This is a genomic window from Lentzea tibetensis, assembly GCF_007845675.1.
Classification (GTDB): Bacteria; Actinomycetota; Actinomycetes; order Mycobacteriales; family Pseudonocardiaceae; genus Lentzea; species Lentzea tibetensis.
Genome location: NZ_VOBR01000006.1, coordinates 1 through 25,582 on the forward strand (window position 1 = coordinate 1; position 25,582 = coordinate 25,582).

24 protein-coding genes are annotated in these 25,582 nt (G+C 69.8%); 15 read left to right on the top strand and 9 right to left on the bottom strand.

Annotation, left to right across the window (positions count from 1 at the left end):
* Positions 1-137: 137 nt before the first annotated feature.
* From FKR81_RS10490 to FKR81_RS10520, 7 genes are all read left to right on the top strand, one after another.
* Positions 138-491: a VOC family protein gene (locus tag FKR81_RS10490; protein ID WP_146350806.1), complete on the top strand. Its 354-nt coding sequence runs from the start codon at positions 138-140 to the stop codon at positions 489-491.
* 69 nt (positions 492-560) lie between these two features.
* Entirely contained in the window at positions 561-938 is a 378-nt protein-coding gene (locus FKR81_RS10495; RefSeq protein WP_146350807.1) for a DoxX family protein, read from the top strand.
* A 49-nt stretch (positions 939-987) separates the two neighbouring features.
* Positions 988-3,909: an NACHT domain-containing protein gene (locus tag FKR81_RS10500; protein ID WP_146350808.1), complete on the top strand. Its 2,922-nt coding sequence runs from the start codon at positions 988-990 to the stop codon at positions 3,907-3,909.
* Positions 3,910-3,963: 54 nt separating this feature from the next.
* A complete protein-coding gene (locus FKR81_RS10505) occupies positions 3,964-4,365 on the top strand; it encodes an SsgA family sporulation/cell division regulator (protein WP_146350809.1) in 402 nt (133 codons plus the stop codon).
* Positions 4,366-4,403: 38 nt separating this feature from the next.
* A complete protein-coding gene (locus tag FKR81_RS10510) occupies positions 4,404-5,915 on the top strand; it encodes an alkaline phosphatase D family protein (RefSeq protein ID WP_146350810.1) in 1,512 nt (503 codons plus the stop codon).
* Positions 5,912-7,030 (top strand): hypothetical protein, encoded by a 1,119-nt coding sequence (locus tag FKR81_RS10515; protein ID WP_235921441.1) that lies wholly within the window; start codon positions 5,912-5,914, stop codon positions 7,028-7,030. The genes FKR81_RS10510 and FKR81_RS10515 overlap by 4 nt, the downstream gene beginning before the upstream one ends.
* 74 nt (positions 7,031-7,104) lie before the next feature.
* Positions 7,105-8,658 carry a serine/threonine-protein kinase gene (locus tag FKR81_RS10520; protein WP_235921442.1) on the top strand — a complete coding sequence of 518 codons (1,554 nt, stop codon included), beginning with the start codon at positions 7,105-7,107 and terminating at the stop codon, positions 8,656-8,658.
* Here FKR81_RS10520 and FKR81_RS10525 read toward each other — a convergent pair.
* The 3 genes from FKR81_RS10525 to FKR81_RS10535 all read right to left on the bottom strand — a co-directional run bounded on the left by FKR81_RS10525 (position 8,655) and on the right by FKR81_RS10535 (position 11,431).
* A complete protein-coding gene (locus FKR81_RS10525) occupies positions 8,655-10,211 on the bottom strand; it encodes a PHP domain-containing protein (protein ID WP_146350813.1) in 1,557 nt (518 codons plus the stop codon). The genes FKR81_RS10520 and FKR81_RS10525 overlap by 4 nt on opposite strands.
* Positions 10,212-10,277: 66 nt before the next feature.
* Positions 10,278-10,880 carry an SRPBCC family protein gene (locus tag FKR81_RS10530; RefSeq protein WP_146350814.1) on the bottom strand — a complete coding sequence of 201 codons (603 nt, stop codon included), beginning with the start codon at positions 10,878-10,880 and terminating at the stop codon, positions 10,278-10,280.
* Positions 10,877-11,431 (bottom strand): ArsR/SmtB family transcription factor, encoded by a 555-nt coding sequence (locus FKR81_RS10535; RefSeq protein WP_235921443.1) that lies wholly within the window; start codon positions 11,429-11,431, stop codon positions 10,877-10,879. The genes FKR81_RS10530 and FKR81_RS10535 overlap by 4 nt, the downstream gene beginning before the upstream one ends.
* A gap of 103 nt (positions 11,432-11,534) precedes the next feature.
* Here FKR81_RS10535 and FKR81_RS10540 point away from each other — a divergent pair, with 103 nt between their 5' ends.
* A complete protein-coding gene (locus tag FKR81_RS10540) occupies positions 11,535-13,655 on the top strand; it encodes an RICIN domain-containing protein (RefSeq protein WP_456319413.1) in 2,121 nt (706 codons plus the stop codon).
* Between the two features lie 72 nt (positions 13,656-13,727).
* Here FKR81_RS10540 and FKR81_RS10545 read toward each other — a convergent pair whose 3' ends face one another.
* Entirely contained in the window at positions 13,728-14,318 is a 591-nt protein-coding gene (locus FKR81_RS10545; protein ID WP_235921444.1) for a TetR/AcrR family transcriptional regulator, read from the bottom strand.
* A gap of 119 nt (positions 14,319-14,437) precedes the next feature.
* Here FKR81_RS10545 and FKR81_RS10550 point away from each other — a divergent pair, with 119 nt between their 5' ends.
* Entirely contained in the window at positions 14,438-15,079 is a 642-nt protein-coding gene (locus FKR81_RS10550) for a thiaminase II/PqqC family protein (RefSeq protein ID WP_146350816.1), read from the top strand.
* Positions 15,080-15,168: 89 nt separating this feature from the next.
* On the opposite strand, the gene FKR81_RS10555 is transcribed toward FKR81_RS10550, so the two are convergent.
* The gene (locus FKR81_RS10555) at positions 15,169-15,573 is read right to left on the bottom strand and encodes a MarR family winged helix-turn-helix transcriptional regulator (RefSeq protein WP_146350817.1); all 405 of its coding nucleotides are present in this window, start codon (positions 15,571-15,573) and stop codon (positions 15,169-15,171) included.
* Between the two features lie 39 nt (positions 15,574-15,612).
* Here FKR81_RS10555 and FKR81_RS10560 point away from each other — a divergent pair, with 39 nt between their 5' ends.
* Positions 15,613-16,449 (top strand): SAM-dependent methyltransferase, encoded by an 837-nt coding sequence (locus FKR81_RS10560; protein ID WP_146350818.1) that lies wholly within the window; start codon positions 15,613-15,615, stop codon positions 16,447-16,449.
* A gap of 8 nt (positions 16,450-16,457) precedes the next feature.
* On the opposite strand, the gene FKR81_RS10565 is transcribed toward FKR81_RS10560, so the two are convergent.
* The 4 genes from FKR81_RS10565 to FKR81_RS10580 form a co-directional block, all read right to left on the bottom strand.
* A complete protein-coding gene (locus FKR81_RS10565) occupies positions 16,458-16,820 on the bottom strand; it encodes a hypothetical protein (RefSeq protein ID WP_146350819.1) in 363 nt (120 codons plus the stop codon).
* 81 nt (positions 16,821-16,901) lie between these two features.
* Positions 16,902-17,981: a cytochrome P450 gene (locus tag FKR81_RS10570; RefSeq protein WP_146350820.1), complete on the bottom strand. Its 1,080-nt coding sequence runs from the start codon at positions 17,979-17,981 to the stop codon at positions 16,902-16,904.
* A 114-nt stretch (positions 17,982-18,095) separates the two neighbouring features.
* Positions 18,096-19,577: a chitinase gene (locus tag FKR81_RS10575; RefSeq protein WP_146350821.1), complete on the bottom strand. Its 1,482-nt coding sequence runs from the start codon at positions 19,575-19,577 to the stop codon at positions 18,096-18,098.
* Between the two features lie 64 nt (positions 19,578-19,641).
* Positions 19,642-19,920, bottom strand: coding sequence for a sigma factor (locus FKR81_RS10580; protein ID WP_146350822.1), 279 nt, complete (start codon positions 19,918-19,920; stop codon positions 19,642-19,644).
* A 200-nt stretch (positions 19,921-20,120) separates the two neighbouring features.
* Here FKR81_RS10580 and FKR81_RS10585 point away from each other — a divergent pair, with 200 nt between their 5' ends.
* From FKR81_RS10585 to FKR81_RS10605, 5 genes are all read left to right on the top strand, one after another.
* Entirely contained in the window at positions 20,121-20,897 is a 777-nt protein-coding gene (locus tag FKR81_RS10585) for a VOC family protein (protein ID WP_146350823.1), read from the top strand.
* 115 nt (positions 20,898-21,012) lie between these two features.
* Positions 21,013-21,759 carry a VOC family protein gene (locus FKR81_RS10590; protein ID WP_146350824.1) on the top strand — a complete coding sequence of 249 codons (747 nt, stop codon included), beginning with the start codon at positions 21,013-21,015 and terminating at the stop codon, positions 21,757-21,759.
* A 46-nt stretch (positions 21,760-21,805) separates the two neighbouring features.
* Positions 21,806-24,295, top strand: a complete 2,490-nt coding sequence (locus tag FKR81_RS10595; protein WP_146350825.1) for an ABC transporter permease — start codon at positions 21,806-21,808, stop codon at positions 24,293-24,295.
* Positions 24,288-24,929, top strand: a complete 642-nt coding sequence (locus FKR81_RS10600; protein ID WP_146350826.1) for an ABC transporter ATP-binding protein — start codon at positions 24,288-24,290, stop codon at positions 24,927-24,929. The genes FKR81_RS10595 and FKR81_RS10600 overlap by 8 nt, the downstream gene beginning before the upstream one ends.
* Complete coding sequence (locus FKR81_RS10605; protein WP_146350827.1) at positions 24,926-25,564, top strand: ABC transporter ATP-binding protein; 639 nt, start codon at positions 24,926-24,928, stop codon at positions 25,562-25,564. Before FKR81_RS10600 ends, FKR81_RS10605 begins: the two co-directional genes overlap by 4 nt.
* The last annotated feature ends 18 nt before the right edge of the window (positions 25,565-25,582 follow it).

Consider the following 25,582-nt stretch of genomic DNA (forward strand, 5'->3'; position numbering starts at 1 on the left):
ACTCTCCCGGCCCACCAGCAGGGGCACGATCTTTCGTCAGGACTCAGACGTCCAGGAGGAACGAGTGCTCACCTGCCAGCGGCTACCAGACCCGAGTCTGCCCGACGGGCGACTCACGACTCATTAGGAGTACGGACATGCCCGCACAGCTCAGCGCGATCGTGATCGACTGCGCCGACCCCGCCAAGCTCTCCGCGTTCTACCGCGAGGTGACCGGCTGGAAGGTCGGCTACGCGGACGACGACTTCGTCTACCTCGGCGAGGGCCCGGTGCAGCTGGCGTTCCAGCGCGTGCCCGGCTACGTCGGGCCGGGCTGGCCGGACGACGCCAAGCACGCTCACCTCGACCTCCAGGTGCCGGACGTCGAGAAGGCCGCCGGCGAGCTGGTCGCGCTCGGTGCGACCAGGCCGGACTTCCAGCCGGGCGACGGCAAGTGGGTCGTGCTCGCGGATCCCGAGGGCCACGTCTTCTGCCTGACCCCGGCCGAGTAGGGCGCTCCAGCCGCATTGGAGTCAGTGCCTCTACGGTCGGCTCACCTCTCCGAGTCACTTGGGGGCACGATGAACATCGTCCTGTGGATCATCGCCGGCCTGCTCGCCGCCGCGTTCGCGGTCTCCGGGGTGACGAAGCTGGTGCAGCCGAAGGAGAAGCTCGCGACGAACATGACGTGGGTCGAGGACTTCAGCGACAGCATGATCAAGGTCATCGGCGCGCTGGAGCTGCTCGCCGCCATCGGCCTGGTGCTGCCCGCCGTGGTCGGCATCGCACCGGTGCTGGTGCCGCTCGCCGCGCTCGGCCTGGTGCTGGTCATGGTCGGCGCGGCGATCACCCACGGTCGCCGCGGCGAGTACTCGGCGATCGCCATCAACGCGGTGTTCCTCGTGCTGGCGGCCGTGGTCGCGTGGGGTCGCTTCGGTCCGTACTCGTTCGCCGCCTAGGAACCGTTGCGGCGAACGGTATCTTTTGGGCTCAACCGAAGGTGAGCCCATGGACGTCGCCGTCACCCCAGCCATCGCCAAGACCGCTGGTGCCGCTGTCACGAAGGTGCTCGGAGGGTTCGTTCCCGGCGCGATCCGCGAGGCGCGCCGGAAACGAGCGGTCCGGCGGTCGGTCGAGGAGCTCGCGCAGCGGTCACGAGGTGAGCCGGTACTCGAAGGGTTGAGCCCGGTCGAGGTGAGCCGGCTCGTCAGGTACGCCCGATTACCCGACTTCGAACAGGTCGCCATCCAGTTGACCGGCCTCGTGCTGCAGGGCAGGCAGTCCGGTGAGGAGCTGACCGACCTGCGCGGCGGGCTCGCCCGGTCGCTGTGGTTGCACGGTGTCGCAACGGATTCCACCGCCGACGCCATCGCCCAGGCGCTGTTCGACGAGCTGTGGACGGCTGTCGTGCAGGCGGTCGGCGCTCTCGGACCGTCGACTCCGAACACCGCTCCCGGTGTGACGGCGGCCGTCAGCCTGCGTGCGGCCGCGGCGACCCGGAACTGCCGCCTGCTGGAACGGTTGCGGTCACTGGACGACGTCCACGCCTTCACCATCGCGATCCGGTCGCAGATCAGCAAGGTGGAAGGCATGGTGCGGCCGCCGCACGTGGAGTCCGGTCGCCGGGTTCCGCTGGCGCACCTGTACGTCGAGCCGCACCTCGTGAGGCACACCAACGACATGGCAGCCGAGTCGGCCGAGCACCTGCTCCCGACGGACGTGCTGGCCGGATACCTGCGGACGGTGATCCTCGGTGATCCGGGCGGTGGCAAGTCGACACTGGCGGCCAGGTTGGCCTGTCACGTCGCGGGCAGCCGTCACCGCGACGGCGACGCGAAAGTGCCGTTCCTGGTCGTGATGCGGGAGTTCGCGCAACGGTTCGAACGCGAGCAGCTCTCGATCGCGCGCTACCTGCACGTCATGGTCGGAGCCCGCTACCAGATCGAGCCGACCGACGACTGCGTCGAGTTCCTGCTCCTCAACGGGCGCGCCGTGGTGATCTTCGACGGCTTGGACGAGTTGCTCGACACCTCACTGCGACGCCGGGTCACCGAGGCCGTGGAGGCGTTCGCCCACGCCTGTCCGACCGCGACTCTGCTGGTGACCTCACGTCGAGTCGGATACGAGCAGGCACCGCTCGACCCAGCGCTCTTCACCGCGCTTCGGCTCATCGACTTCGACGACGACCAGGTCTCGGCGTACGCCACCAAGTGGTTCGGTCTCGACCGCGAGCTGTCGCCGGACGACCGCGTCCAGCTGACCCGGTCGTTCCTGGATGAAGGTCAGTACGTCGCCGATCTGCGGCGCAACCCGTTGATGCTGGCGCTGATGTGCGCGCTGTACCGGGGTGAGCGGTACATCCCCCGCAACCGGCTGGACGTGTACGAGCGGTGTGCGGTGTTGCTCTTCGAGCGCTGGGACCGGCAGCGGGGCATCCGGGTTCCGCTGCCGTTCGAACAACACGTCCGGCCAGCACTGTGGGCGCTCGCGTTGTGGATGTTCACCAACAACGACACCGCGACCGAACGGGAGCTGGTGACCGCGGTCCGGCGGTTCCTCCTGCAGAAGCGGTTCGAGGACCTGGACGAGGCGGACGCCGCCGCGAGGGCGTTCGTCGACTACTGCCGCGGCCGGGCGTGGGTGCTCACCGACGTGGGCACGACCGGCGACGGCGAACCGCTGTTCGCCTTCACCCACCGGACTTTCCTGGAGTTCTTCGCCGCGAACCAGCTGGCGCGCACCAACCCCAGCGCCGCAGCACTGTGGGAGGTGCTCGCACCGCGGATTCGAGCCGAGGAGTGGGATGTCGTCTCCCAGCTCGCGGTGCTGCTGCTGGATCGCAACGTCGACGGTGGAGCGGACGACTTCCTCGAGCTGCTGGTGCAGGGCAGCGAAACGGCGCCGCTGGACGCGGTAACACCCCTCCTCACCTTCGCCGCGCGGCTGTTCCAGTACTTCGTGCCGACACCACAGGTGCTGCGACGTGTCTTCGACGCGTGCTGGACCGCGGCGAGTTCTGTCGACGACGACGCCCCGTACGAATACAACCGTCCCGACAGGCGACTGAGCTCAACCGCCTGGTTGCTCGTCGCAACGGACGAGCTCCGTGCACCGATCGCATCGCTGATCCGGGCAGAAGCCTCAGCAGAAACCCGCATCGGCATCGGGCCACTTCTGACGGTGAGACTCGACCAGCTTGTGCTCCGCACGTTCGCCGCCAACCACTCACCGTCTCGGCAATGCCGGGAGTTCTGGCACCAGGAATCGGTCAGCAATCTCGCCCTCATCCGCTCCTACTTGCACAACGCGGCGAAAGACCACGTCTGGGCCGCTGTCGAAGCCACGTTCTCCGGTGACTGGACGATCACGGATCTGGTCGGTTTCCACGGCGCTCGCACGGTCTGCGAGGCTGGCCCCACGTGGCACAACTATCGTCGCGCGCCGATCCTCCAGCAGGAGATTCTCGCCAGTCACACGATTCCAGGGCTCACCGGCATGTGGATCGGCGAAGGCGCCGGAACCAGAGCCGGTGAGCTCGCGGCCGCTTTGCCGCGGTCCGCCACACCGTGGGCGCGGCTGTCCAGGGTGCCTTGGTGGGACATGGACGTAGAAGACCCGGTCAACAGCGTCGAGCCGGGCACCTCCGCATTCGAAGTCATGGTGATGGGCGCCTGCCTGCTGTGGGAGGCCAGGGCTCTCATGCGCGCGGTCTCGGAGGACGACGTGAGCCCCGGACCACTACCGAGCTGGCTGACCCTTCCTCCCGAACACCCGGTCCAGGTGGTTGCCAACCGAGCGGCCGGGAAGCGGTACCACGGCGTCGAGCCTCTCGAGCCGATCCCGGCGCACTGGCTCTCCGCACCTGTCCGTCACCTGGTCGAACGCTGGGCGTCCGGCGAAGTTGATCTCGTGATCAACGATCTTTCATGAAATTTCAAGACAAGAGCATCCTCGGCGCGGGTCGCGCGTCTTAGGTACATGGACATGACCAACGTGACCCGCGCCGGCGCCCAGCTGGTCTTCGCGTTCATCACCCCCCAGGGCCGCCCGGTGCCGGTCGACGTCGAGCTCGCCTACCGCGCGGACGACCCGCACGCGGTGGCCGTGACGTTCCGCATGGGCGAGCGGGAGACGACCTGGCTGATGAGCCGCGACGTCCTCGCGGACGGTCTGATCACGACGAGCGGCTCGGGTGACGTCCGGCTGCGTCCGCACAACAGCACGACCGCGGTGCTGGAGCTGTCGTCGGACAACGGGCACGCGGTGTTCCACGTCCGGTCGAGCGAGCTGCAGGAGTTCCTCAACTCGACCTACGACGTCGTGGCGCCCGGTCGCGAGTCCGACCACTTCGACTTCGACGCGGAGCTGCGTCAGCTACTCGGCTAGTTAGGCCCGTCTTTACCGGCGGGGTGTAGGCATCAGCCATGACCCCGTTACGGAGACGGACCTTCATACTCGGGACACTCACCAGCGCAGGCGTCACCGCTGTCATGTCCAGCAGCGCCAACGCCATCAGCTACCCGTTCACGCTCGGCGTCGCCTCCGGTGACCCGGCGCAGGACGGGTTCGTCATCTGGACCCGGCTCGCTCCCAGCCCGCTGAACGCCGACGGGCTCGGCGGGATGCCGAACACTCCCGTGAACGTCGAGTGGCAGGTCGCGACCGACCAGCACTTCACGCAGATCACGCGCTCCGGAACGGCCACCGCCGTGCAGGCGAGCGCGCACACCGTCCACGTCGAGGTCACCGGCCTGCTGCCGGGACGCGAGTACTGGTACCGGTTCCGCGCCTCGGGGCACATCTCGCAGACCGGCCGGGGGTTCACCGCTCCGGCGATCGGCTCGAGTCCCGCGCTCTCCATGCTCTTCACCAGCTGCTCGCACTTCGAGGCCGGGTACTTCACCGCGTACCGGCGGATGGCGGAGGAGCACCCGCACCTGATCCTGCACCTCGGCGACTACATCTACGAGGGCGCCGCCTCCACCACCGCCGTCCGCAAGCACGCGCCGGTCACCGAGATCAGCACGCTGGCGAACTACCGGGTGCGGCACGCGCAGTACAAGACGGACCCGGACCTGCAGGCCGCGCACGCCGTCGCGCCGTGGCTCGTCGTGTGGGACGACCACGAGGTGGAGAACAACTACGCCAACCTGGTCCGCAACGACCAGAACCCGGCCGGTGACTTCCGCAAGCGCCGCGAGGACGCCTACAAGGCCTACTTCGAGCACATGCCGCTGCGAGCGGCGCAGGCCCCGAACCGCGAGAACATGCTGTTGCACCGCAGGATCCGGTGGGGCGGCCTCGCCACGTTCCACATGCTGGACACCCGCCAGTACCGCGACGACCAGGCGTGCGGCGACGGCACGAAGGTCTGCCCGGCCGCGGACGACCCGCGTCGCACGCTCACCGGTGCGAGCCAGGAGACGTGGCTGCTGGACGGGATGCGGCAGAAGCTCGGCACCTGGGACCTCCTCGGTCAGCAGGTGTTCTTCGCGCAACGGCTGGCGGGCGCCGACGGTGCCAAGAGCATGGACGCGTGGGACGGTTACTCCGCCAACCGCGACCGGCTGCAGAAGGGCTGGGACGCGGCGGGGATCAAGAACACCGTGGTGCTCACCGGCGACGTGCACCGCAGCTGGGCGAGCAACCTGATGCTGAACTACCAGGCGCAGGACAAGATCGTCGGCACCGAGCTGGTCACCACCTCGGTCACGTCCAGCGGTGACGGCAACGCGGCCGAGACGTCGCCGCAACCGCTCAACCCGCACGTCAAGTTCTACAAGAACCTGCGCGGCTACGTCCGCACGAACATCACGCCCGCCCAGATGCGCGTGGACTTCCGCGCGGTGGACAAGGTCACGGTCAGGGACTACCCGGTGAAGACGGTGCAGAGCTACGTCGTCGAAGCGGGCAACCCCGGATTGCAGGCGCCGTGAAGACGCTCCTGATCGCAGCCCTGCTGGCTGCCCCGACGTGGACCACCGCCAACAGCGACTCGACCGGCGACCAGGACAACGCGGCCGTCTCCGCCACCCGCAACGGCTTCACGGTCGTCGTGTGGGAGGACGACCGCGACACCGCCACGCCGAACGACCCGGTGCACAGCGACGTCTGGATCCGGTTGTTCTCCGACGGTGTCTCCAGGTACGAGAAGAAGATCTCGGCGGGCGGCACCGGCAACTGGCGGCACGTCCAGCCGGACGTCGCGCTGCACGAGGACGGCACCGCGGTCGTCGTGTGGGCGGAGGACCCGGACGGCAACGGCTTCTACAACATCGCGGTCCGCTCCGTGTCCCCCGCGGGCGCGGTCACCGGCACCGGGACGGCCAACGCGAGCTCCGACGGCCAGCAGCTCAACCCGGCCGTCGCGGCCGACCCGGACACCGCCGGGTTCGCCGTCGTGTGGGAGGACAAGCAGGCCACCACCGACCCGACGGTCCGCGTCGCGGGCTTCTCGTCGCTCTCCGCGAAGACGTACGAGACCCAGGTGCACGCCGCCGGTGGCACGCACCAGGACCCGGACGTGGCGATGGGTGCGGCGGGCAACGCGATCGTCGTGTGGGAGGCGGACGGCGACGTCGGGCGCAAGATCCTCACCCCGTCGGGCGGGGTGAAGCTCGCGCAGGGCGTCGCCAACACGGTCACCGCGGGCGCGCAGCGCAAGCCTGCCGTGGCGGCCAACTTCAACGGCGACTTCGTGGTCGCCTGGGAAGGCGGGGCGCGGTCGTTCAGCGCCGCGGGCGTCGCGGGGTCCGCGGACGTGGCGATTCCGGGCGCTGATCCGCAGGCCGGGATCGACGACCAGCGCAACGCGGTCGTGTCGTGGACCCAGGCGACCGACGTCTACGCGCAGGGGTTGAACGTCGACGGCACGGTCACCGGCAGGCTGCCCCGGCAGCTCACGGTGCAGACCGCGGCCGGCCGTCAGGACGAGCCCGCGCTGGGCGTCGACCCGTGGGGCCAGATCACCGTGGCCTACACCGACGACCGCGACGGCAACGGGTTCGACCAGGTCTATCTCGGCACAGGCATGGTCAACACCGAATGGTGAGACCGGCCTGATCGGCTCCAGGGCCCGTCCGTCACACTATGGGTGATCACGGACGGGCGGGCCGGGGAGTCATTGTGAGCGACACGGAACGGCAGGTGGCCGGGCGGTACCGGCTGCGCGAACGGCTCGGTCGCGGCGCGATGGGCATCGTCTGGCACGGCTACGACGAACAGCTGCACCGCGTGGTCGCGATCAAGGAGCTGATCGTCCCGGACAACTCGGACGACGCCAAGGCGGACAAGGCGAAGAGCCGCGCCATGCGCGAGGCCCGCCTGGCCGCCCGGCTCGAGCACCCGCACGCCATCCGCGTGTACGACGTCGTCGAGGACGACGGCCAGCCGTGGCTCGTCATGGAGTACCTGCCGTCGCGCAGCCTCGCCGGGCTGATCACCGAGAACGGCGCGGTGCCGCCGAAGGACGTGGCGATGATCGGCGCGCAGATCGCGTCCGCGCTGGCCGCCGCGCACAAGCACGGCATCCTGCACCGCGACGTGAAGCCCGCCAACATCCTGGTCGGCGACCAGGACGTGAAGATCACCGACTTCGGCATCTCGCGCGCGGCGGACGACGTCACGGCCACCGCGACCGGCACGGTCGGCACGCCCGCGTACTTCTCGCCAGAGGTGGCGCGCGGCGAGGAGGCGGGCTTCCCGTCGGACGTGTTCTCGCTGGGTGCGACGCTCTACACGGCGGTCGAGGGCACGCCGCCGTTCGGCACGATGGACAACGCGCTCGCGATGCTGCACAAGGTCGCCACCGGCGAATACCGCACGCCGGAGAAGGCGGGTCCGCTCCTGCCCGTGCTCGAGCGCATGCTGCACCGCGACCCGGCCGAGCGGCCGACCATGGACGAGTCGGTCAAGCTGCTCGCCGCGGTCGCTCAAGAAGAGGACGACGAGACCGTCGTCGCGACGGCGGTGCTGCCGGAGCCCGAGGAACCCGAGCCGACCGAGGTGGTGGAGCCGGTCGAGGTGGCCGTGCCGCCGATCCCGGCACGTCCCGAGGTCGACCCCGCGCGCCCCGCCGCGTTCATCCCCACCGAGCCCGCCGAGGACGAGGGCAGGAAGAAGGCGGGCCCGCTGATCACCGCGGCCGTGCTGATCCTGCTGCTGATCGTCGCGCTCGGCGCGTACTTCCTCTGGCCGAAGAAGAACACCCCGCAGGACGCCAGCCCGAGCAACCCCGCGTCCGCGTCCAGCCAGGCACCGACGAGCGCGGGTGGGCAACCGCCCGCGTCGGCGCCGCAGACGCAGTCCCAGCCGCCGAGCTCACCGCCCGCGAGCGCTACGCAGCCACCCGCCTCGTCGGCGGTCACCCCGCCGCCCGCGGCGACGAACGCCGCGCAGGCGTTGACCGACTACTACAACCTGCTCCCCGGCGACCTGAACGCCGGGTGGGCCCGCCTGACCGACAACTTCAAGGCGGGCCGCGGCCTGGACTTCGGGCAGTACCAGTCGTTCTGGAACAGGTTCAGCGACGTCAACGCCGTGAACGTGACGCAGCAGGGTGACGCGGTCGTGTCGGCCACGATCAACTACACCAACAAGGACGGCAGCACGTTCTCCGAGCAGCACACCTACACCCTGGTGCAGGTCAACGGCTCCTGGATGGTCGACAACCAGAGCTAGACGACGTCGACGAACACCGGGTTGGCGTAGAACCACAGATCCGACCACGGGTCAGCGGCCGCGATCACGTCCACAACCGGGCCGCCGTCCGAGGTGAGCCGGTTGCCGTCGCTGCCCCGCACCCGCAGGTAGAACGACCGCTCGACGCCGCGGAACGTGTGCGACACCCGGCCACCGCGCATCTCGAACGTCTTCACGACGGACGTCTCGGGCGCGATGAAGGCGTCGCGGTTCGAGACGGGACCGGTGATCGGGCCGGCGATCAGGTCGACCTTCGCCAGCCGGGGCACGGCGCCGGAGAAGTTGGGGCCGGCCGCCCGCTGGACGTCGATGGTGACCTCGACATCACCGCCGCGCCGCACGAACGTCCGGCCGCCCAGCGTCACGCCGCGTGCGTCGACCGAGGAGCGCACGCGCAGGTTGAGACCGTCGATCAGCCTCCCGTGCACTGCGATCACCTTGCCCGCCTGCAACCCGCGCATCACGTCCACATAGGACTTGGACCGCGCGCCGACGACGGTGCTGCTGTACCAACCGGGGAAGAAGTCGCCGTACTCCTTGTGTGCGACACCGGAGTCGACGGCCGGGCCGCGCGTCCCGGTCCTGCCGTGGTCGCCGGGACCGGGCGTGAGCGTGTCGCCGTAGACCTGGTGCGAGTCGGACGTCGCGGTGACCCACCACGGCTTGCCCTCGGCGAGCATCGAGTCCCACAGGCCGCCGACGCGCGCGGTCATCCAGTCGAAGCCGCCGTACGTGCGGTACGGGTTCTCCGCAGCCGCTGGCGCGTAACCGGGAAAGCTGTCCGGACCGGGTGATCCGTCGTAGTAACCGCGGGCACCACCGCGACCGCCGGGGATGCCCGCCGCCTGGTGACCGGGCGCGCCCTCCATGCCGACGGCCACGTCCGGCGCCGCGTCGCGCCACCCGCGCAGCTCGTGCGGGCTGTCGACACCGCGCCGCGCCGGATGGTTCGCGAACATCAGCGCGATGTCGGTCTGCCCGGACCGCACCTGCGCGTCCAGGTACCGCAACGCGGCCAGCGCGTAGGGCTCGCCGTCCGGTGACGTCGCCCGCGCGATCAGCCCCTTGCCGCCGTCCGCGACCGGCGTCGAAAGCACTCCCCCGTCGTACGCCGCCTCGAACGCACGCAGGATGTCGACGCTGTTGCGACCGGGCGGGAGGAAGAGCGTCGCGTGCTCGGCGCCGGGGATGTTCCACTCGAGTCCCTGGTACACCAGCACGTCCCGGTGCGCCCTGCGGGTGCGTTCGACGTCCGGCGTGACGAGGTCGAGCGAGAGCTTCTGGTGCGCGACGCCGCCGTGGTCGGTGATCACCACCCAGTCCAGACCGTACTCGCGGGCCTTCGCGACCTGCTGCGCGACCGAGTACTGGCCGTCGCTGGAGTAGTGCGTGTGGATGTGGTGGTCGCCGGCGAACCAGCGGTCGCCGCCCGCCCACGGGTTGGTGGGACGGGCGTGCGCGACTCCCGTCCCCACCGTGGCGAGGCCCAGTCCGGTCAAGAAGCTGCGGCGTGCGACGTGATCGTGCGACATGTCCCGGAGTATGTCGGCGCGAGCCGAGACGCCATCATGAACTGATGATGAACTGTGGGAGCGTGATCATCCAGGCACGACGGTGAGCCCGTACTTGCCGGCCAGCGCTTCCAGCTCGGCGTCGGAGAAGCCGTAGATGGTGAGCACGGCCATCGACTGGTCCTTCTCCGCGTTGTACCCGGTGATCAGCAGACCGTCGCCCCACTCGGGCACGACGACGCCGTGCTGGTTCGCGGACTTGAAGAACGTCTCGCCGGGCACGGTGAACGGCACCAGCCCCTGCCCCATGTGGAACAGCGTGCGCCGCTTCTCGCCGGGGTGGCGCTCCAGCGCGAACTTCAGCTGGTGCAGGAAGGTCGTCCAGCCCTCGGTGATGTCGTCGTAGTAGGCGTCCCACTCAGGGGAGACGCCCCGCGGAGCGCGGGTCATCGTGAGCCGGGTGCCGTCGCCGTCCGGGGTGAGCTCGAACGTGCCGCCGCCACCGCCGTTCAGGGTGAGCGTGTGACCGTCCTCGGAGAAGTCCGAGAAGTAGATCACGTCGATCTCCTGCTCCAGGGTCGGATCCTCCCAGCCGTGCCAGTGCCGGATCTTCTCCTTGTTCCTCATGGCGTCCCACACGTCCTCGACGGGTGCGGCCACGGTGACCTCGATGCGGGGTGTCTCACTCATCGTGCTGCTCCTGGGTGACCGAAGGCGACCATCCGGTACGGCCGGCCCTTCTCGCTGTCGTACTTGGCGACGACCTGGCGCACGGCTTCCGCCAGCTCGTCGGTGAAGTCGTGGACGTCGCCGGGCGCGGCGAACCGCACCTCGGCCTCGACGGTGAACGTCAGCAGCCGCTTGCCCGCCTCGTCGGCCTTGACCTGCATGCGGCCCACGTCGCGGACGGTCTGCGCGGCCACGCCGACCAGGTGGTCGGCCGCGTACTGGTCGTGGATCTGGGTGAACTCGCCGCCCATGACGGTCGGGTCGACCACGAAACCGGGACGGGCGCGGAAGATCCGCTCCACGCAGCCGCGCCGCTGGCGTTCCTCGACGAGCTCGACCAGCCCGGCCGTCTCCAGCGCGCGCAGGTGGTAGTTGACCTTCTGCCTCGGCTCCCCCAGCACGGCGGCCAGCTGGGACGCCGACGCGGGCTCGCGCAGGTGCCCGAGCATCGCGCGCCGCAACGGCGACAACGCCGCGCGGAGCCGGTCCGGTTCGTCCAGGTACGTGACCACGCCACCAGACTCCATTTGACAAAAGAATTTGTCAATACCGGGTTCGTACCGGAAACCTCCCGCTCTATTGACCCCGCGTAGCCGGAAGTCCACCTTCGGTCCCGTGAGAGCACTCCTGGTGGTGGCAGTGATGACAGCGGCGTCGATCACTCCATTGTGGACAGCTGCCGCGGACGTCGTACCCGGACAGGCCTACTCGGTCGTCAACGCGGGTAGCGGCAAGTGCGTCGAGACGCGCGGCACGGCGAACGGCTCGGCGGTCGCGCAGCAGCCGTGCACCGGGCAGAGCTGGCGGTTCACGACCACCAGCGACGGGCACCTCCAGGTCGGCGACGGCCAGGTGTGGGACGTGACGGGCGTGTCCACAGCGGACGCGGCGAAGGTCCAGCTGTGGACCTACGGCGGTGGCCTGAACCAGCAGTGGCGCGCGGTCGAGGAGTCGAGCGGTGGGTACCACTTCGTGAACCGCAACAGCGGCAAGTGCCTCGACGTGCCCGGTGCCTCCACGGCGGACGGCGTGCAGCTGCAGCAGTACGCGTGCAACGGGACGCCCGCGCAGTCGTTCCGGTTGAACCCGGTCGACGCGAGCACGCCCGACCTCGGCCCGAACGTGATCGTGTTCGACCCGTCGATGCCCGCATCGTCGATCCAGGCGCGGCTCAACGACATCTTCCGCCAGCAGGAGACCAACCAGTTCGGCGCGAACCGGTACGCCGTGCTGTTCAAGCCGGGCACCTACGACGTCGACGTCAACGTCGGCTACTACACACAGGTCCTCGGACTCGGCGCGCGCCCGGACGACGTGACGATCAACGGTCAGGTGCACGTCGAGGCGGACTGGTTCGGAGGCAACGCGACCCACAACTTCTGGCGCGCGGCGGAGAACCTGGCGATCCGGCCGCCGGGCGGCACCAACACGTGGGCCGTCTCGCAGGCGGCGCCGATGCGCCGCACGCACGTCTACGGCACCATGCAGCTCGACGACAACGGCTGGTCCAGCGGCGGTTTCCTCGCCGACTCGGTGGTGTCCGGCCAGGTGCGTTCCGGCTCGCAGCAGCAGTGGTTGTCCCGCAACACCGAGTGGGGCAGCTGGACCGGCTCGAACTGGAACATGGTCTTCGTCGGCGCGCGCAACGCCCCGTCGACGTCGTTCCCCACCCCGCCCTACACGACCGTCGCGACAACCCCGCTGGTTCGGGAGAAGCCGTTCCTGCAGATCGGATCCGACGGCCAGTACAGCGTGTTCGTGCCCTCCTTGCGCGCCAACACGAGTGGCACGTCGTGGAGTTCGGGCGCGGCGGCTGGGTCGTCGATCCCGCTGAGCCAGTTCTACGTCGCGAAGCCGGGCACGTCCGCGGCGACGATCAACGCCCAGCTCGCCCAGGGCAAGCACCTGCTGCTCACGCCGGGCGTCCACCGCGTCTCCGAGCCGATCCGCGTCACCCGCCCCGACACGGTCGTGCTGGGCCTCGGTCTCGCCACGGTCATGCCCACCAACGGGAACATGGCGCTGGACGTGTCCGACGTCGACGGCGTGAAGGTCGCCGGCGTCCTGATCGACGCGGCGCCCACGAACTCGCCGCTGCTCATGCAGGTCGGCGCACCGGGCTCGTCCCAGCGGCACACCGCGAACCCGACGTCGCTGCACGACGTGTTCTTCCGCATCGGCGGCGCGGACGTCGGGCGGGCCACGACGTCGCTGGTGGTCAACAGCTCCGACGTGATCGGCGACCACATGTGGCTGTGGCGCGGCGACCACTCGCACGGGGTCGGCTGGGATCTCAACACCGCCGACACCGGGCTGGTCGTCAACGGCACGGCGGTGACGATGTACGGGTTGTTCGTCGAGCACTACCAGAAGTACCAGACCATCTGGAACGGCAACGGCGGGCGGACGTACTTCTACCAGAACGAGATGCCGTACGAGGTGCCCAACCAGCAGGCGTGGATGAACGGGTCCACGCGCGGGTACGCGGCCTACAAGGTCGCCAACTCCGTGACCTCGCACGAGGCGTGGGGGCTCGGGAGCTACTGCTTCTTCAACGCCAACCGCGGTGTGGTGGCCGATCGGGCGTTCGAGGTGCCCACCGCCGCCGGGGTCCGGTTCCACAGCATGGTCACCGTGTCGCTCGGCGGGGCCGGGACGATCGCCCGTGTCATCAACAACACGGGCGGTCCGTCCAACTCGGCCACCAACGTCGCGAACGTGGCGAACTACCCGTAGCGCAGCCGGGCGGTGGATGCACTCGCTGCCTCGTGCTCCGGTCGGCAAGACTGAAGCACGGGGCAGCTGCGTTCACTTCGTCCTGTCCCCCAACGCGATCCAGCTGCGGCACAACAGCTCGACGGCGTCCACGACGACCTCGTCGCGGACCTCGTCGGGCGTGATGGCGCGCTGGATCAGCAGTCCGTCCTCCAGTGCGTGCGCGATGAGCCCCAGGAACTCGATGTCCGCGGGCGGCTTCACGCCCGCGCGCCGGAACACCTCGGCGAGCCCTTGCGCGTGGGCGCTGCGCGAAAGCCGTTCGCGTTCGGCCAACTGGCGGCGCACCCGCCCGTCGCGCAACGAGTACAGCCACAGCTCGGTCCGCAGCGCGAGCCACTCGGTGACGTTGCGGGCGCGTGAGCGGTTCCACGCGCGCACCCGTTCCCACGACAGTCCTTTGACCTCGTTGTGCTCGCGCCTCGTCCGTTCTTGCAACAAAGCGACAACGAGTTCCGCTTTGTCCTCGAAGTTGGAGTAGAAAGCCCCTCGGCTGTACCCCGCGCGTTCCGCGATCTGCTCGACCGACGCTCCGTTGACACCTCGTTCGGCGAACAGCTCACCAGCAGCTTCCAACAGGCGCCCTCTTGTCTGGGCCTGCTTCTCCACCCGGCTCAACCGCACCGGGATACAGTACTGCACTCAGATACAGGTCTGTATGTGATTTTTCCGGTTGTCGATGATCCACCGAGGTGCGGAAGAATCGGCGGGGTTCTCGTTCCCGTTCGAGGAGTGCCCCACGCATGAACGCCCTGGAGCTCGTCACCCGGATCCGCACCGAGCTGCACCCCGGCGACCACGACAACTTCGTCGTGCAGCTGATCGAAGACGGTGAAGCGCCGCGCGGCGTGATCCAGACGTTCGCCGCCGAGGAGAACCACATCGTCAGCAGCGACTGGCGCACGTTCCTCGCGCTGGCGTCGAAGGCGACCGAGCCGAAGGCGCGCGGCTTCTTCACGCTGCTCGCGACCGGCGAGGAGCTGGTGCTGCCGATGCTCGAGCCGCTGGCGCTCGCGGCAGGCATGACCGCGAAGGACTTCCACAACTACGAGCCGTTCCCCGGCTGCGCGGCCTACCCCGCCTACCAGGCGTGGCTGGCGCTGAACGGCGAGCCGACCGACGTGATCCTCGCGCTGCTCGCGAACTTCACCGCGTGGGGCGGCTACTGCGCCCGCATGGCCAAGGGCCTGCGCGAGCACTACGGCTTCGGCGACGAGGCGTGCGCGTTCGTCGACTTCTTCGCGACACCCGCGCCGCAGCTCGAGGAACAGGCGCTCGCCGCGGTGCAGGCGGCACTCGACACGGGCTGGCAGCCCAAGCACGCGTGGCGCTACGGCAGGCTGCTCCAGGCCTACGAGCTCCAGTTCTGGTCGACGCTCGCCTAGCGGTTCCGCTGCCACGAGGGGAGCTTTCACGGCGGTCTGCGCCGGCAAAGCTCCCCTCATAGCGCGCCGCGCGTGTGTCGACGGTGCCGCTAGAGCAGCAGGTCGCCCAGCTCGTCGAGCAGTGCGAGCACGCGCCGGGCGTCGGCGGGGTTGGGGAACGCCGCCAGCACGGCCTCGTCCACCTGCCTGCGCGCCCGGCGGGCGATCGCGGCCATCGCCCGGTCGGTGATCTTCAGCAACGACCGGCGCCCGTCGGCGGGGTCGGGGCGCGACGTCAGCACGCCCCGCTCCGCCAGCCGTGCGACCGACGCGGACACGTGGCTCTGCACGAACCCGGTGCGCCGCGCGATCTCGCCGACCGCGCTGTCCGGGTGTCTGACCACGTCCTCGACGACGGCCAGCTCGCCCGCTGTCAGGTCACCCGCCGGCCCGGTCGCCTGCCGTGACAGCTCGATGAGCCGCCTGCCCAACCGGTGAAGTCGCCCGCCGTCCATCCTCGCACAATACATCGTTGCAGATGTATCGTTGGCGATGTGTTGACCGGGGTGAGCAAGACGGCGCTGGGCGTCGCCACCGTGCGGGCGCGCGAGAGCGAGCGTCCGGACAGGCTGTTCGACGACCCGCTGGCGCAGCGGTTCCTCGACGCCGCGCCGGGCGCGTTCCCCGCGCAGGGGCCCGCATCCGGGCTCGGCGCGATCTTCCACCACCACGCGGTGCTCCGCACGCGCTTCTTCGACGAGTACCTGCGCGCGACGAGCAACCCCCAGGTGGTGCTGCTCGCGGCCGGTCTGGACACCCGCGCGTTCCGCCTGGACTGGCGTGGGGTCACCCTGTACGAACTGGACCTGCCGGAGCTGCACGCGTTCAAGAACGCCGTGCTCGCAACCGAAACCCCGCGCTGCGACCGCAGACCCGTGCCGACCGACCTGCGCACGGACTGGGCGCGAGACCTCGAGGCAGCGGGGTTCGACCGCACCGCGCCGACGGCGTGGCTCGCCGAAGGCCTGCTCGTCTACCTGGACGCCACCGAGGCGACGAATCTCCTCTCCACTGTGCACGAACTGTCCGCCGCAGAAAGCACCATCGCGTTCGAACGCGGCATCGCCAGTGAGGACCTGCTGCGCACAACCCGGGACATGCCGCGGCTGCGCGAGTACACGGCGCTGTGGAAGGGCGGCACGGACACCCGGCAATGGCTCACCGAGCACGGCTGGACGACGCGTGCGCACGACGGCCGGGAGCTGGCCGAGCGGTGGGGACGCGCCGTTCCGGACGGCGCGGCGGGCGGGTTCGTGACGGCCACCAACGGCGAGGGCGCCGCCTCAGCGAGACGACGCCCTCCAGGTCCGAAAACCCCCAGTCCCCAGTAGTCAGAAGATCAGCAGTGCTTGAGTCCGGGGCCGGGGTCGACCCTGCTGTTCACGGCCGATGCGGGCACGTAGCCCGTGCGCCCGTTCACGTCACCCCTGGTCTGGTACCAGATGTTGTTGTTGCCGCTGTGCCACTGGCCCTGCCGGTAGCAGCTGAACCAGCTGCGCGGGCTCGCGTACAACGTGTCGACGATGGGCACGGGCCGGTCGTCGATGTCGAACGCAGCCTGCGCCCACACCGGGGTGGTGGCGTTGCCGCACCACATCAGGCCGTCGGGCCCACCTCCGCACTCCTCCGCATGAGCGGGCGACGCGAACACCACCGTTCCCAGCACAGCGAGCGCGGACGCGACCATTGCGGTCTTGCGCATGCTCGACTCCCTTCACGGTCGATTGATCATGACCATCAATCGATACCAGGCGGGACGCGGAGTGCGCAGCCGATTGAGCGACTACCAGGTGACGAGCAGCTCCTCCAGCCCACCGGCCAGGTTCTGCCTGATCCGCAGCTTGTCCTGCTCCAGCCGCAGGTCGGGGAACCGCCGCAGCAACTCGGGCAGCGCGATCCTCAGCTGCGTCCGCGCCAACGCGGCACCGACGCAGAAGTGCGCGCCGTGCCCGAACGACAGGTGCGGCGCGCCGTCGCGGGTCACGTCGAACCGCAGCGGGTCGGGGAAGTGCGCCGGGTCGAACGCCGCGGCCGGGCCACCGACGATCACCGTGCTGCCCGCAGGGACGACCACTCCCCCGACCGCGACGTCCTCCGACGCCAGGCGCGGCACGCCGTCGGCGTTGATCGGGAAGTACCGCATGATCTCCTCGACCGCGGTGGTGGCGACCTCATCCGACGCGCGCACCAGGTCCGCCTGGTCCGGTGCCTGCAGGAGCGCCACGATCCCGTAGCCCAGCTGGCTCGTCGTGGTCTCGTGGCCGGCGACGAACAACGAGATCGCGAGCCCGACCCGCACCTCGTCGGACGTCCCCAGCTCGCGAGCGAAGTAGGAGAAGATCGCCTCCCACGAAGCCTCGGCGACCTCCGGCGCGATGAGGAACGGCGGCGTGACGATGTCCGCCGACCAGCGGGCGAGTGAGACGAGGTCGTCCGTCCGCAGCCCGAGCAGGGCGCAGATCACCCTGGCGGGCAGGGGAAACGTGTACGCCGCGCACAGGTCGGCCGGGCCGCCGGACGACGCGATGTCGTCCAGCAGCTCGGAGACGATGCCGCGCACCGGCACGTCCGCGATCCTGGCGGGCGTGAACCGCGGCGCGATCAGCTTCCGCAGCTCAGGACCGGACGGTCCGCCCGGCCAGCCGGGGCTGCGGAACAGCAGCGGCCGCAGGTCCGGTGCGCCGGGAACCGGCGCCGCCCCGGTGCCGAGGAAGCGGCGGTCGGCGAGCACGGCCTTGCAGTCGGAGTAGCGCGTGACGAGCCACGCCTCGGGGCCGGCCTCGGTGAGCAGGACGCGGTGCGGCGGCGTGCCGACGACGTCGAGCATGTGGGGAGACGGGGCGATGCCGTCGCGGATGAACACCCACCCGACACGGAAGCGCTCTCACCTCAGGTCGTCAGAAGGCGAACATGTGGCCGAAAGTTTAGTTCGCGAGCGGCCGGGGTCACCGAGACGACCCCGGCCGCTCACAACCGGTCACCTTGGCAGGTACGCCCGGTGCTGCTTCGAGAACTCGAAGTTGTTGTACTTGTCCCAGTTGACCGACCACGTCATCAGCCCGCGCAGGTTCGGGTAGACCCCGCGCGGCTTGTAGGTGCCGCAGTTGCTGCCCTTCATGAGGCAGTCGAGCGACTTGTGCACCTCGGCGACGGACGTGAACCCGTTGCCCGCGTTGATCGACGCGGGCAGCCCGATCGCGACCTGGTCCTGGCGCAACGCCGGGAACATCATGGAGGTGTTGCCGCGCACCGGGAACCCGGCGAGCACCATGTCCGCCATGGACACGTGGAAGTCGTGCCCGCCCATGAAGTGGTACTGGTTGTCGAGGCCCATGATCGGGCCGGAGTTGTAGTGCTGGACGTGCAGCAACGTCAGGTCGTTGCGCAACGCGTGGATCACCGGCAGGTAGGCGCCCGCGCGGCTGTCCGCACCGCTCGATCCGCCGTAGTGCTGGTAGCCGATCTGCACGAAGAACGTCTCGGGCGCCATCGTCAGCACGAAGTTCGCGCCGTAGCGGGACTTCAGCGTCTTCAACGCGGAGATCAGGTTCGTGATCACCGGCGTGGTCGGGCTGCGGAAGTCCGTGTCACCGGCGTTCAGCGACAGCGAGTGGCCCTCGAAGTCGATGTCGAGACCGTTCAGGCCGTACCGGTCGATGATCGCGGACGCCGAGCGCACGAACGCGTCGCGCGCGGCGGTCGTCGACAGCTGCACCTGGCCGTTCGCGCCGCCGATCGAGATCAGCACCTTCTTGCCCTGCTGCTGCTTCGCGCGGATGCCCGCGATGAAGTCGGCCTCGGACTCGACGTTCGGGCATTCCGCCACCGGGCACTGGGTGAACCGCAGCTCACCCGAGGTCGCCGAGGTCGGCTCGGCGAACGACAGGTTGATGACGTCCCACTCGTCCGGGACGTCCTTCATGCGGATGTAGCCGGAGCCGTTCGCGAACGACGCGTGCAGGTAGCCCACGAGCACGCGCTTCGGCAGCGACCCTCCGGGTGGCGGGCCGGTCGAGGTGGTGGTCGTCGTCGTGGTGGTCGACGTGGTCGTGGTGGTCGACGTCGGCGGAGTGCCGCCACCGGCGCACGCGCCACCGTTGACCTTGCAGTTGACCGGGTCGGACGTACCGCTGGCGTTGTACCCGAACGACACGCTCGCACCCGGCTGGATCGTGCCGTTGTACTCGCGGTGGGTGAACGCGTAGTGGTGGCCGCTCTTGGTGTGCAGCGAGTCCCAGTAAGCGCCGACGGTGGTGTCGGCCGGGTAGTCGAACTCGACCTTCCAGCCGGTCACGACGGTGCTGGTCTCGTTCTTGATGGTGACGGTCGCGGTGTAGCCGGTGGACCAGGTCTGCTTGCTGAAGGTCGCCGTGACCGACGCGGCCTGCGCGGGCGCGAAGCTGATCAGCACGGCCCCCAGCACCAGCGAGACCACCGCGGCTATTCGAGCGAACAACATGAGGGTGTTCCTCCTCCACGCCTTCGGCGGCCGGCAGGGAATCACCCAGATTGGACTAGACCATCTATCGAGCCGTCAAGGCTCTGGCCCTCAACAGCGAGAAACCGGATGTTCGCGGGGCGGGTCGCGACTCCTTGACGACCGACAGCAGCCACGTGCGCTGGGCGAGCTTGCCTTCGGGCAGGCGGTCGGCGCCGCGCCACGCGCGCACCAGTGCGTCGTGCACCGCCTCCTCGGCCGCGCTCCGGTCACCGGTCAGCCGCAGGGCGTACGAGAGCAGTGCCGCTCCGTGCGTCTCCCACAGCGAGGTGACCAGTGCCTCGTCGCGAAGGGCGGTGCTCATCGCGTGGTGCCTCCAGCGTAGGGGGGTCGTAGGGGGCTCAGGTAAACCGTAAAGCTTGTTACCGGAAACCCGACAGCCCGTACGCGCCCAGTGACAGCTCGTCTGCGATGAGCGGATGAGTGGTCGTCCGTGTCACACCGGCGAAGAATGCGGCGATAGGACGTGAGCCCCCATCACATCCCCGTCTGCAAGGAGAACGAATGCTCTCCACCGACTTCGTACCCGGCTCACCCAACTGGATCGATCTGGGCAGCCCCGACGTCGACCGGACGGCTGCCTTCTACCGCGACGTGCTCGGCTGGACGCTCGTGTCACTCGGCCCCGAGGCAGGTGGCTACGGCTTCTTCCAGCTGCACGGCAGGACGGTCGCCGCGGTCGGGCCGCTCGACGCGGGCCAGACGTCCGCGTGGACGATCTACTTCAGCGTCCCCGACGCGGACGCCACGACCAAGGCCGTCGAACAGGCGGGCGGCGCGATCCGGCTCGAGCCGATGGACGTCTTCACCAACGGGCGGATGGCGCAGTTCACCGATCCCGGCGGCGCCGAGTTCGCGGTGTGGCAGCCCGGCGAGACGAAGGGCGTCGACGTGCTCAACGAGCCCGGCTCCGTCAGCTGGGTCGAGCTGCTCTCCGCCGATCCGAAGGCCGCCCAGGAGTTCTACGGCGCCGCGCTCGGCTGGACGGCCGTGGACATGCCGATGGCCGAGGGCAGCTACACCCTGTTCTCACCGGAGAGCGGTGGCGCGGACACGGAGTTCGCCGGCGTCGCGCCCACCCAGGAAGGGCACTCACCGCACTGGCTGCCGTACTTCGAGACCGAGGACGTCGACGCCGCGGTCGCGCGGGCGACGGAGGCGGGCGGGTCGGTCGTGATGCCCGCGACGGACTACCCGGACGTCGGGCGCATGGCGTGGCTGACGGACCCCTTCGGCGCCCGCTTCGCACTCATGAGGAGCGCCCAGCAACAAGCCCAATAGAGACGAGCAACCGGGAAAGTGTTGGCATGCGGCCATGTTCGCCTACCGAACGTGGCCGCAACCGCACACATCCGGTGGTGTCACGCGGATCGAGGTCCGCACCAAGATCAGTTGCATGCTGTCAACGAACTTCGTTCCCGGTTCGCCTGCGTGGCTCGATCTGAACGCCCCCGACCTCGACGAAGCCGCCGCCTTCTACGGCGCGGTCTTCGGCTGGACATGCACATTCATCGCCGAGACCGACAGCAAGTACGGGCTGCTCAAGCAGAACGGCAAGACGGTGGCGGCACTCGGGCGGTTCACGCAGAGCAAGACGACCGGGTGGTGCGTCTACTTCTCCACTCCGGACGCGCACGCGCAGAAACTCGCCGTCCACGACGCGGGCGGCGACATGGGCACGGTCATCGAGGTCTTCGACAACGGGTTCCTGTGCGTGGGCGAGGACGCCACCGAGATCGAGTTCGGCCTGTGGCAACCGGGTCAGCGGACGAAGGGGCTCGAGCTGGTGAACGCCACCGGGTCGCTGGTCTGGGTCGAGCTGCGCGCGGCGGGCCCGGCGAAGGCGCTGGACTTCTACCGCGCGGCGATGGGCTGGACCACGAAGGTGGCGGCGGACCGCACCGTGCGACTCATTCCTCCCGGCGCGAGCTACGGCGAGCCACTCGGCGGTGCCGGCCACGTGCGCCAGGGACACCCGCCGCACTGGTTGCCCTACTTCCAGGTCCACGACATCGACGCCACCGTGTCCGCGGTGCACGACAACGGCGGCACCTCGCTGCACCCGGCCACCGGCACCACCGCGTGGATGCGCGACCCGTTCGCCGGGTACTTCGGGCTCATGCGGAGTGCTCCGGCACAGTAGTGCTGAAACTCCCCCGCCAGGCGATCTGCGCGGATACCGTGCGAAGGTGCAGATCCCCTGGCGAGCCGCCCCCCGAGCCGCGCTGTCGAGTCCGCTGACGCTCGTGGTGAGCATCGCGACGACACTGCTGCTGAGCTTCGTGGTGGCCGCCGCCGTGCTGCACGGGTCGTCGGCCGGCAGTGCCGCGATGACCTACCAGGAAGGCAGGCTGTGCGAGCAGTCCGTGCACCCGGTGCTCGACGGCAACACCGGTTTCGACGCGGCACGCGGGGCCGCTGAGAAAGCCGTGCGGGAGGCGGGTGACCAGCCGGTGCTGGCCGGTTTCTACACCGGCGTCGGACGCCCGGACTTCGGCGGGCTCGCCACCTACGGGCGCTTCGGCTTCCGCGAGGGCGCGACCGACCACCTGACCGTGCTGCAAGGCGGGTCGAAGGACGGCGTCTGGGTGCCGGAGAGCATCGCGAAGGCCGCGAAGGTCGAGCTCGGCGACCGCGGCGAGAACGGCGCTCTCCCACCGGTCACCGCGATTTACGCCGACCTCAGCCATCCGGTCGACGAGTGGTGGTGCAGCGAGGCCAGGCAGGTCGTGCCCAACCCGATCGGCGGCGACGGTGAGAGCGCCTCGGTGATCTGGATGCCGTCGCTGGACTCCATGAAAGCGGTTCTCGCGGGCCACGAGCGGGTTGCGCTGACGGTGCGCTTCCCGCAGGCCGAGCTGCCGCGCACGATCGCCGAGGCGGACGCCTTGCGCGTCAAGGGAAACGCACTGCTCGCCCGGATCGGCGCGCCGGTGACCCGCAGCGACTACCTCAAGAAGCCGGTCGAGGTCGCGGGCATGGCGGGCGGCAACGTCGGGTCGGCGATCCTGCCGCTCACCGCGATCAGCCTGCTCATCGGGCTCGCCGGGGTCGGAACCGTGACGCTGCAGTGGGTGCAGCGCAGGCACGGCGAGCTGCGGATGCTCTGGTGCCGCGGCTCAGGACCGCTCGCGCTGGGTGGTCGCGCGGTGCTGGAGCTCGGCCTGCCCCTCGTGCTCGGCGGTGCGCTCGGCCTCGTCGCGGCCCGGCTGCTGCTGCCCGTGTACGCGCCGTCCACGGCGTTGGCGGCGGGTGCCGTGCTGGACGCCTCGATCTGGGTGCTCGGTGTCGCCGTCGCGAGCCTGCTGGTCGTCGTGGCGGTGGCGACCTGGAAGACGCACCGCACGTTCCAGGGCAGGCCGGTCGTGCTCCGCCGCCGCTGGGTGAGTGCGGTGCCGTGGGAGCTGCTGACCGCGGGACTGGCGGTGTTCTCCTGGAACCAGTTGGTCCGCAACGGACTCGGCACCTCCGAGAAGGGGTCCTCGCTGCCCACGATCGACACGGCCGCGCTGGCGTTCCCGTTGCTCGTCGTGCTGACGACCGCGCTGGTCGCGGCCCGCGTGCTGCGGCTGTCGCTGGGATGGTCGCACCACGCGAACATGTGGAGCAGGCCCGCCGCGCAGCTCGCGGTGCGCAGGCTCGCCGCGGCCGCGGGGCCGGTGACCGGCGTGCTGCTGGTCGGCGTGCTGGCCATCGGCACGATCGCGGTCGGCAGCAGCGTCGCGGCCGCGCAGAAGTCCTCGCTGGCCGAGAAGTCCGGCCGGTTCGTCGGCGCGAACAGCACGGTGCAGGTGAGCCAGGACCTCGCGCTCGGCCGGATCGCGATCCCGGAACCGTTGCGCGGCAACACCACCCTGGTCGGCGTGAGCGACAAGACGCTCGTCGTGGACCCGGCGACGTTCACCGACGGCGCCTACCTCGGCGACACCTCGCCGGACGAGGTGCGATCGGCGCTGAACGGCCTGAAGAAGACGGGCGACTTCGCCCCCGCGCTGCGGATCGGACGGTCCTCGACGACCGAGATCAGGGTTCCGGGGTTGCCGTTGCTGCGGCCGGGACCGCAGCTGCCGACGTTCCCGAAGCTCGGCACCCGCGGGTACGTGATCCAGCGCGACTCGGTGCCCGGACTGGAACAGGTCGGCTCGTGGCACCTGTGGTCCACGCTGCCGATGACCGAGCTGACCGCCGCGTTGCGCACGGCGGGCGTGCACTACACGAACGTGCAGGACCGGGCGACCGTCCTGGACGGACTGCCGTTCCTGATCGTGCAGTGGACGTTCGGCTTCGTCGCGGCGGTCGGCGCGGTGCTCGCGGTCGTCGCGGCGATCGCGCTGCTGCTCGCGATCGAGGTGCGGCGGCGGCAGAACGCCGTGTCCGGAGCGCTGTCCACGAGGATGGGGCTGCGCCCGGCGATGCTGTTGTCCAGTCACCTCATGGAGCTCGGCGCGCTGGCCGCGTTCGCCGTCGTCGTCGGCAGCACCGCGTCGGCGGTGTCGACAGGGTTCGCGGTGCCGGAGCTCGATCCGGCGCCGTGGCTCAACCCGGCCCCCGTCCTGCCGAACCTGGCACCGTTGCTGTTGACGACCGTCGCGGGCAGCATGCTCGTCGTGTTCGCGGCGGCCTGGCTCGCGCTGCGCAGCGCCCGCGTCGCGCGCATTGGAGAGCTGATCCGTGGCTGATCTCTTGCAGGCACAGGACGTGCACGTCACCTACCGGACGCCGGCGGGGTCGGTGACCGCGCTGGCCGACGTCTCCGTGAGCGTGCCCGATCAGGGCATGACCGTGCTCGCCGGGCCTTCGGGGTCGGGCAAGTCGACGCTGCTGCGAGTGCTGTCGCTGGTGGAGAAGCCGACGTCCGGCGAGGTGCTGCTGAACGGGTCACCGACCGTGCCGTTGTCGGCGGCGCGGCGCAGGGCGTTGCGGCGCAAGGACATCGCGCTGGTGTTCCAGAACCCCGCCGACAACCTGATCACGCATCTGACCGTCGCGGACAACCTGCGCGCGGCGGCGCAGGCGGCCGGTCGGCCGGAGGACGTCGAGGCCGTGCTGGAGCAGCTGGGCCTGCCGGGCACGGAGAACTGGCGGGTGCCCGCGTTGTCCGGTGGTCAGCAGCAACGGCTGGCATTCGGCTGCGCGCTGGCGCGCGGTGCGTCCGTGGTGCTGGCCGACGAGCCGACGTCGCAGCTCGACGCGGTGTCCGCGGACCTCGTGCTGCAGACCTTGGCCACGCTGCCGGTGCCGGTGGTCGTGGCGTCGCACGATCCGCGGCTGATCTCGTTGGCGGACAAGACCTTCTCGATGGTGGCGGCATGAGTCTCTCGGTGTCCGGCCTGTGCCGGACGTTCTCGCACTCGAGCGGTCCGGTCGAGGTGCTGCGCGGTGTCGACCTGTCGGTGGCCTCGGGCGAGCTGGTGACGTTGTCCGGGCCGTCGGGGTCGGGCAAGAGCGCGCTGATCACGCTGCTGTGCGGGTTCGACCAGCCGGACAGCGGCACCGTGCTGCTCGACGGCTCGCCGTTGACCGGCCCACCGGCGTGGTCGCGGTGCGCGGTGCTGCCGCAGTCGCTGGGGCTCGCGGGCGAGCTCACGCTGGCGGAGAACGCGGCACTGCCGCTGCGGCTCTCCGGGCGCGCCGACGAGGTGCACCTGGTGAAGGAGCTGCTGGTGGAGCTCGGGATCGACGAGCTGGCCGACCGGTACCCGGCGGAGGTGTCGTTCGGTCAGCAGCAGCGCGCGGCGCTGGCGCGGGCCGTGATCGCCGGTCCGTCGGTGCTGCTGGCCGACGAGCCGACCGCGCACCTGGACCAGCGCAGCGCCCCGGCCGCCGTGGCGGTGCTGCGCAGGGCCGCCGACCGCGGGGCCGCGGTGCTGATCGCGACGCACCACGACGACGTGCACGCGGCCGCCGACCGGACGCTCACCCTCCGCGACGGCCGGATCGCGCACTGACCTCGTACCATGGTCCGC

Bases quoted from the DNA above. Each gene is read 5' to 3' on its own strand.
- FKR81_RS10490 (WP_146350806.1), top strand. From the start codon at position 138: ATGCCCGCACAGCTCAGCGCGATCGTGATCGACTGCGCCGACCCCGCC.
- FKR81_RS10495 (WP_146350807.1), top strand. From the start codon at position 561: ATGAACATCGTCCTGTGGATCATCGCCGGCCTGCTCGCCGCCGCGTTC.
- FKR81_RS10500 (WP_146350808.1), top strand. From the start codon at position 988: ATGGACGTCGCCGTCACCCCAGCCATCGCCAAGACCGCTGGTGCCGCT.
- FKR81_RS10505 (WP_146350809.1), top strand. From the start codon at position 3,964: ATGACCAACGTGACCCGCGCCGGCGCCCAGCTGGTCTTCGCGTTCATC.
- FKR81_RS10510 (WP_146350810.1), top strand. From the start codon at position 4,404: ATGACCCCGTTACGGAGACGGACCTTCATACTCGGGACACTCACCAGC.
- FKR81_RS10525 (WP_146350813.1), bottom strand. From the start codon at position 10,211: ATGTCGCACGATCACGTCGCACGCCGCAGCTTCTTGACCGGACTGGGC.
- FKR81_RS10530 (WP_146350814.1), bottom strand. From the start codon at position 10,880: ATGAGTGAGACACCCCGCATCGAGGTCACCGTGGCCGCACCCGTCGAG.
- FKR81_RS10550 (WP_146350816.1), top strand. From the start codon at position 14,438: ATGAACGCCCTGGAGCTCGTCACCCGGATCCGCACCGAGCTGCACCCC.
- FKR81_RS10555 (WP_146350817.1), bottom strand. From the start codon at position 15,573: ATGGACGGCGGGCGACTTCACCGGTTGGGCAGGCGGCTCATCGAGCTG.
- FKR81_RS10565 (WP_146350819.1), bottom strand. From the start codon at position 16,820: ATGCGCAAGACCGCAATGGTCGCGTCCGCGCTCGCTGTGCTGGGAACG.
- FKR81_RS10575 (WP_146350821.1), bottom strand. From the start codon at position 19,577: ATGTTGTTCGCTCGAATAGCCGCGGTGGTCTCGCTGGTGCTGGGGGCC.
- FKR81_RS10580 (WP_146350822.1), bottom strand. From the start codon at position 19,920: ATGAGCACCGCCCTTCGCGACGAGGCACTGGTCACCTCGCTGTGGGAG.
- FKR81_RS10585 (WP_146350823.1), top strand. From the start codon at position 20,121: ATGCTCTCCACCGACTTCGTACCCGGCTCACCCAACTGGATCGATCTG.
- FKR81_RS10590 (WP_146350824.1), top strand. From the start codon at position 21,013: ATGCTGTCAACGAACTTCGTTCCCGGTTCGCCTGCGTGGCTCGATCTG.
- FKR81_RS10605 (WP_146350827.1), top strand. From the start codon at position 24,926: ATGAGTCTCTCGGTGTCCGGCCTGTGCCGGACGTTCTCGCACTCGAGC.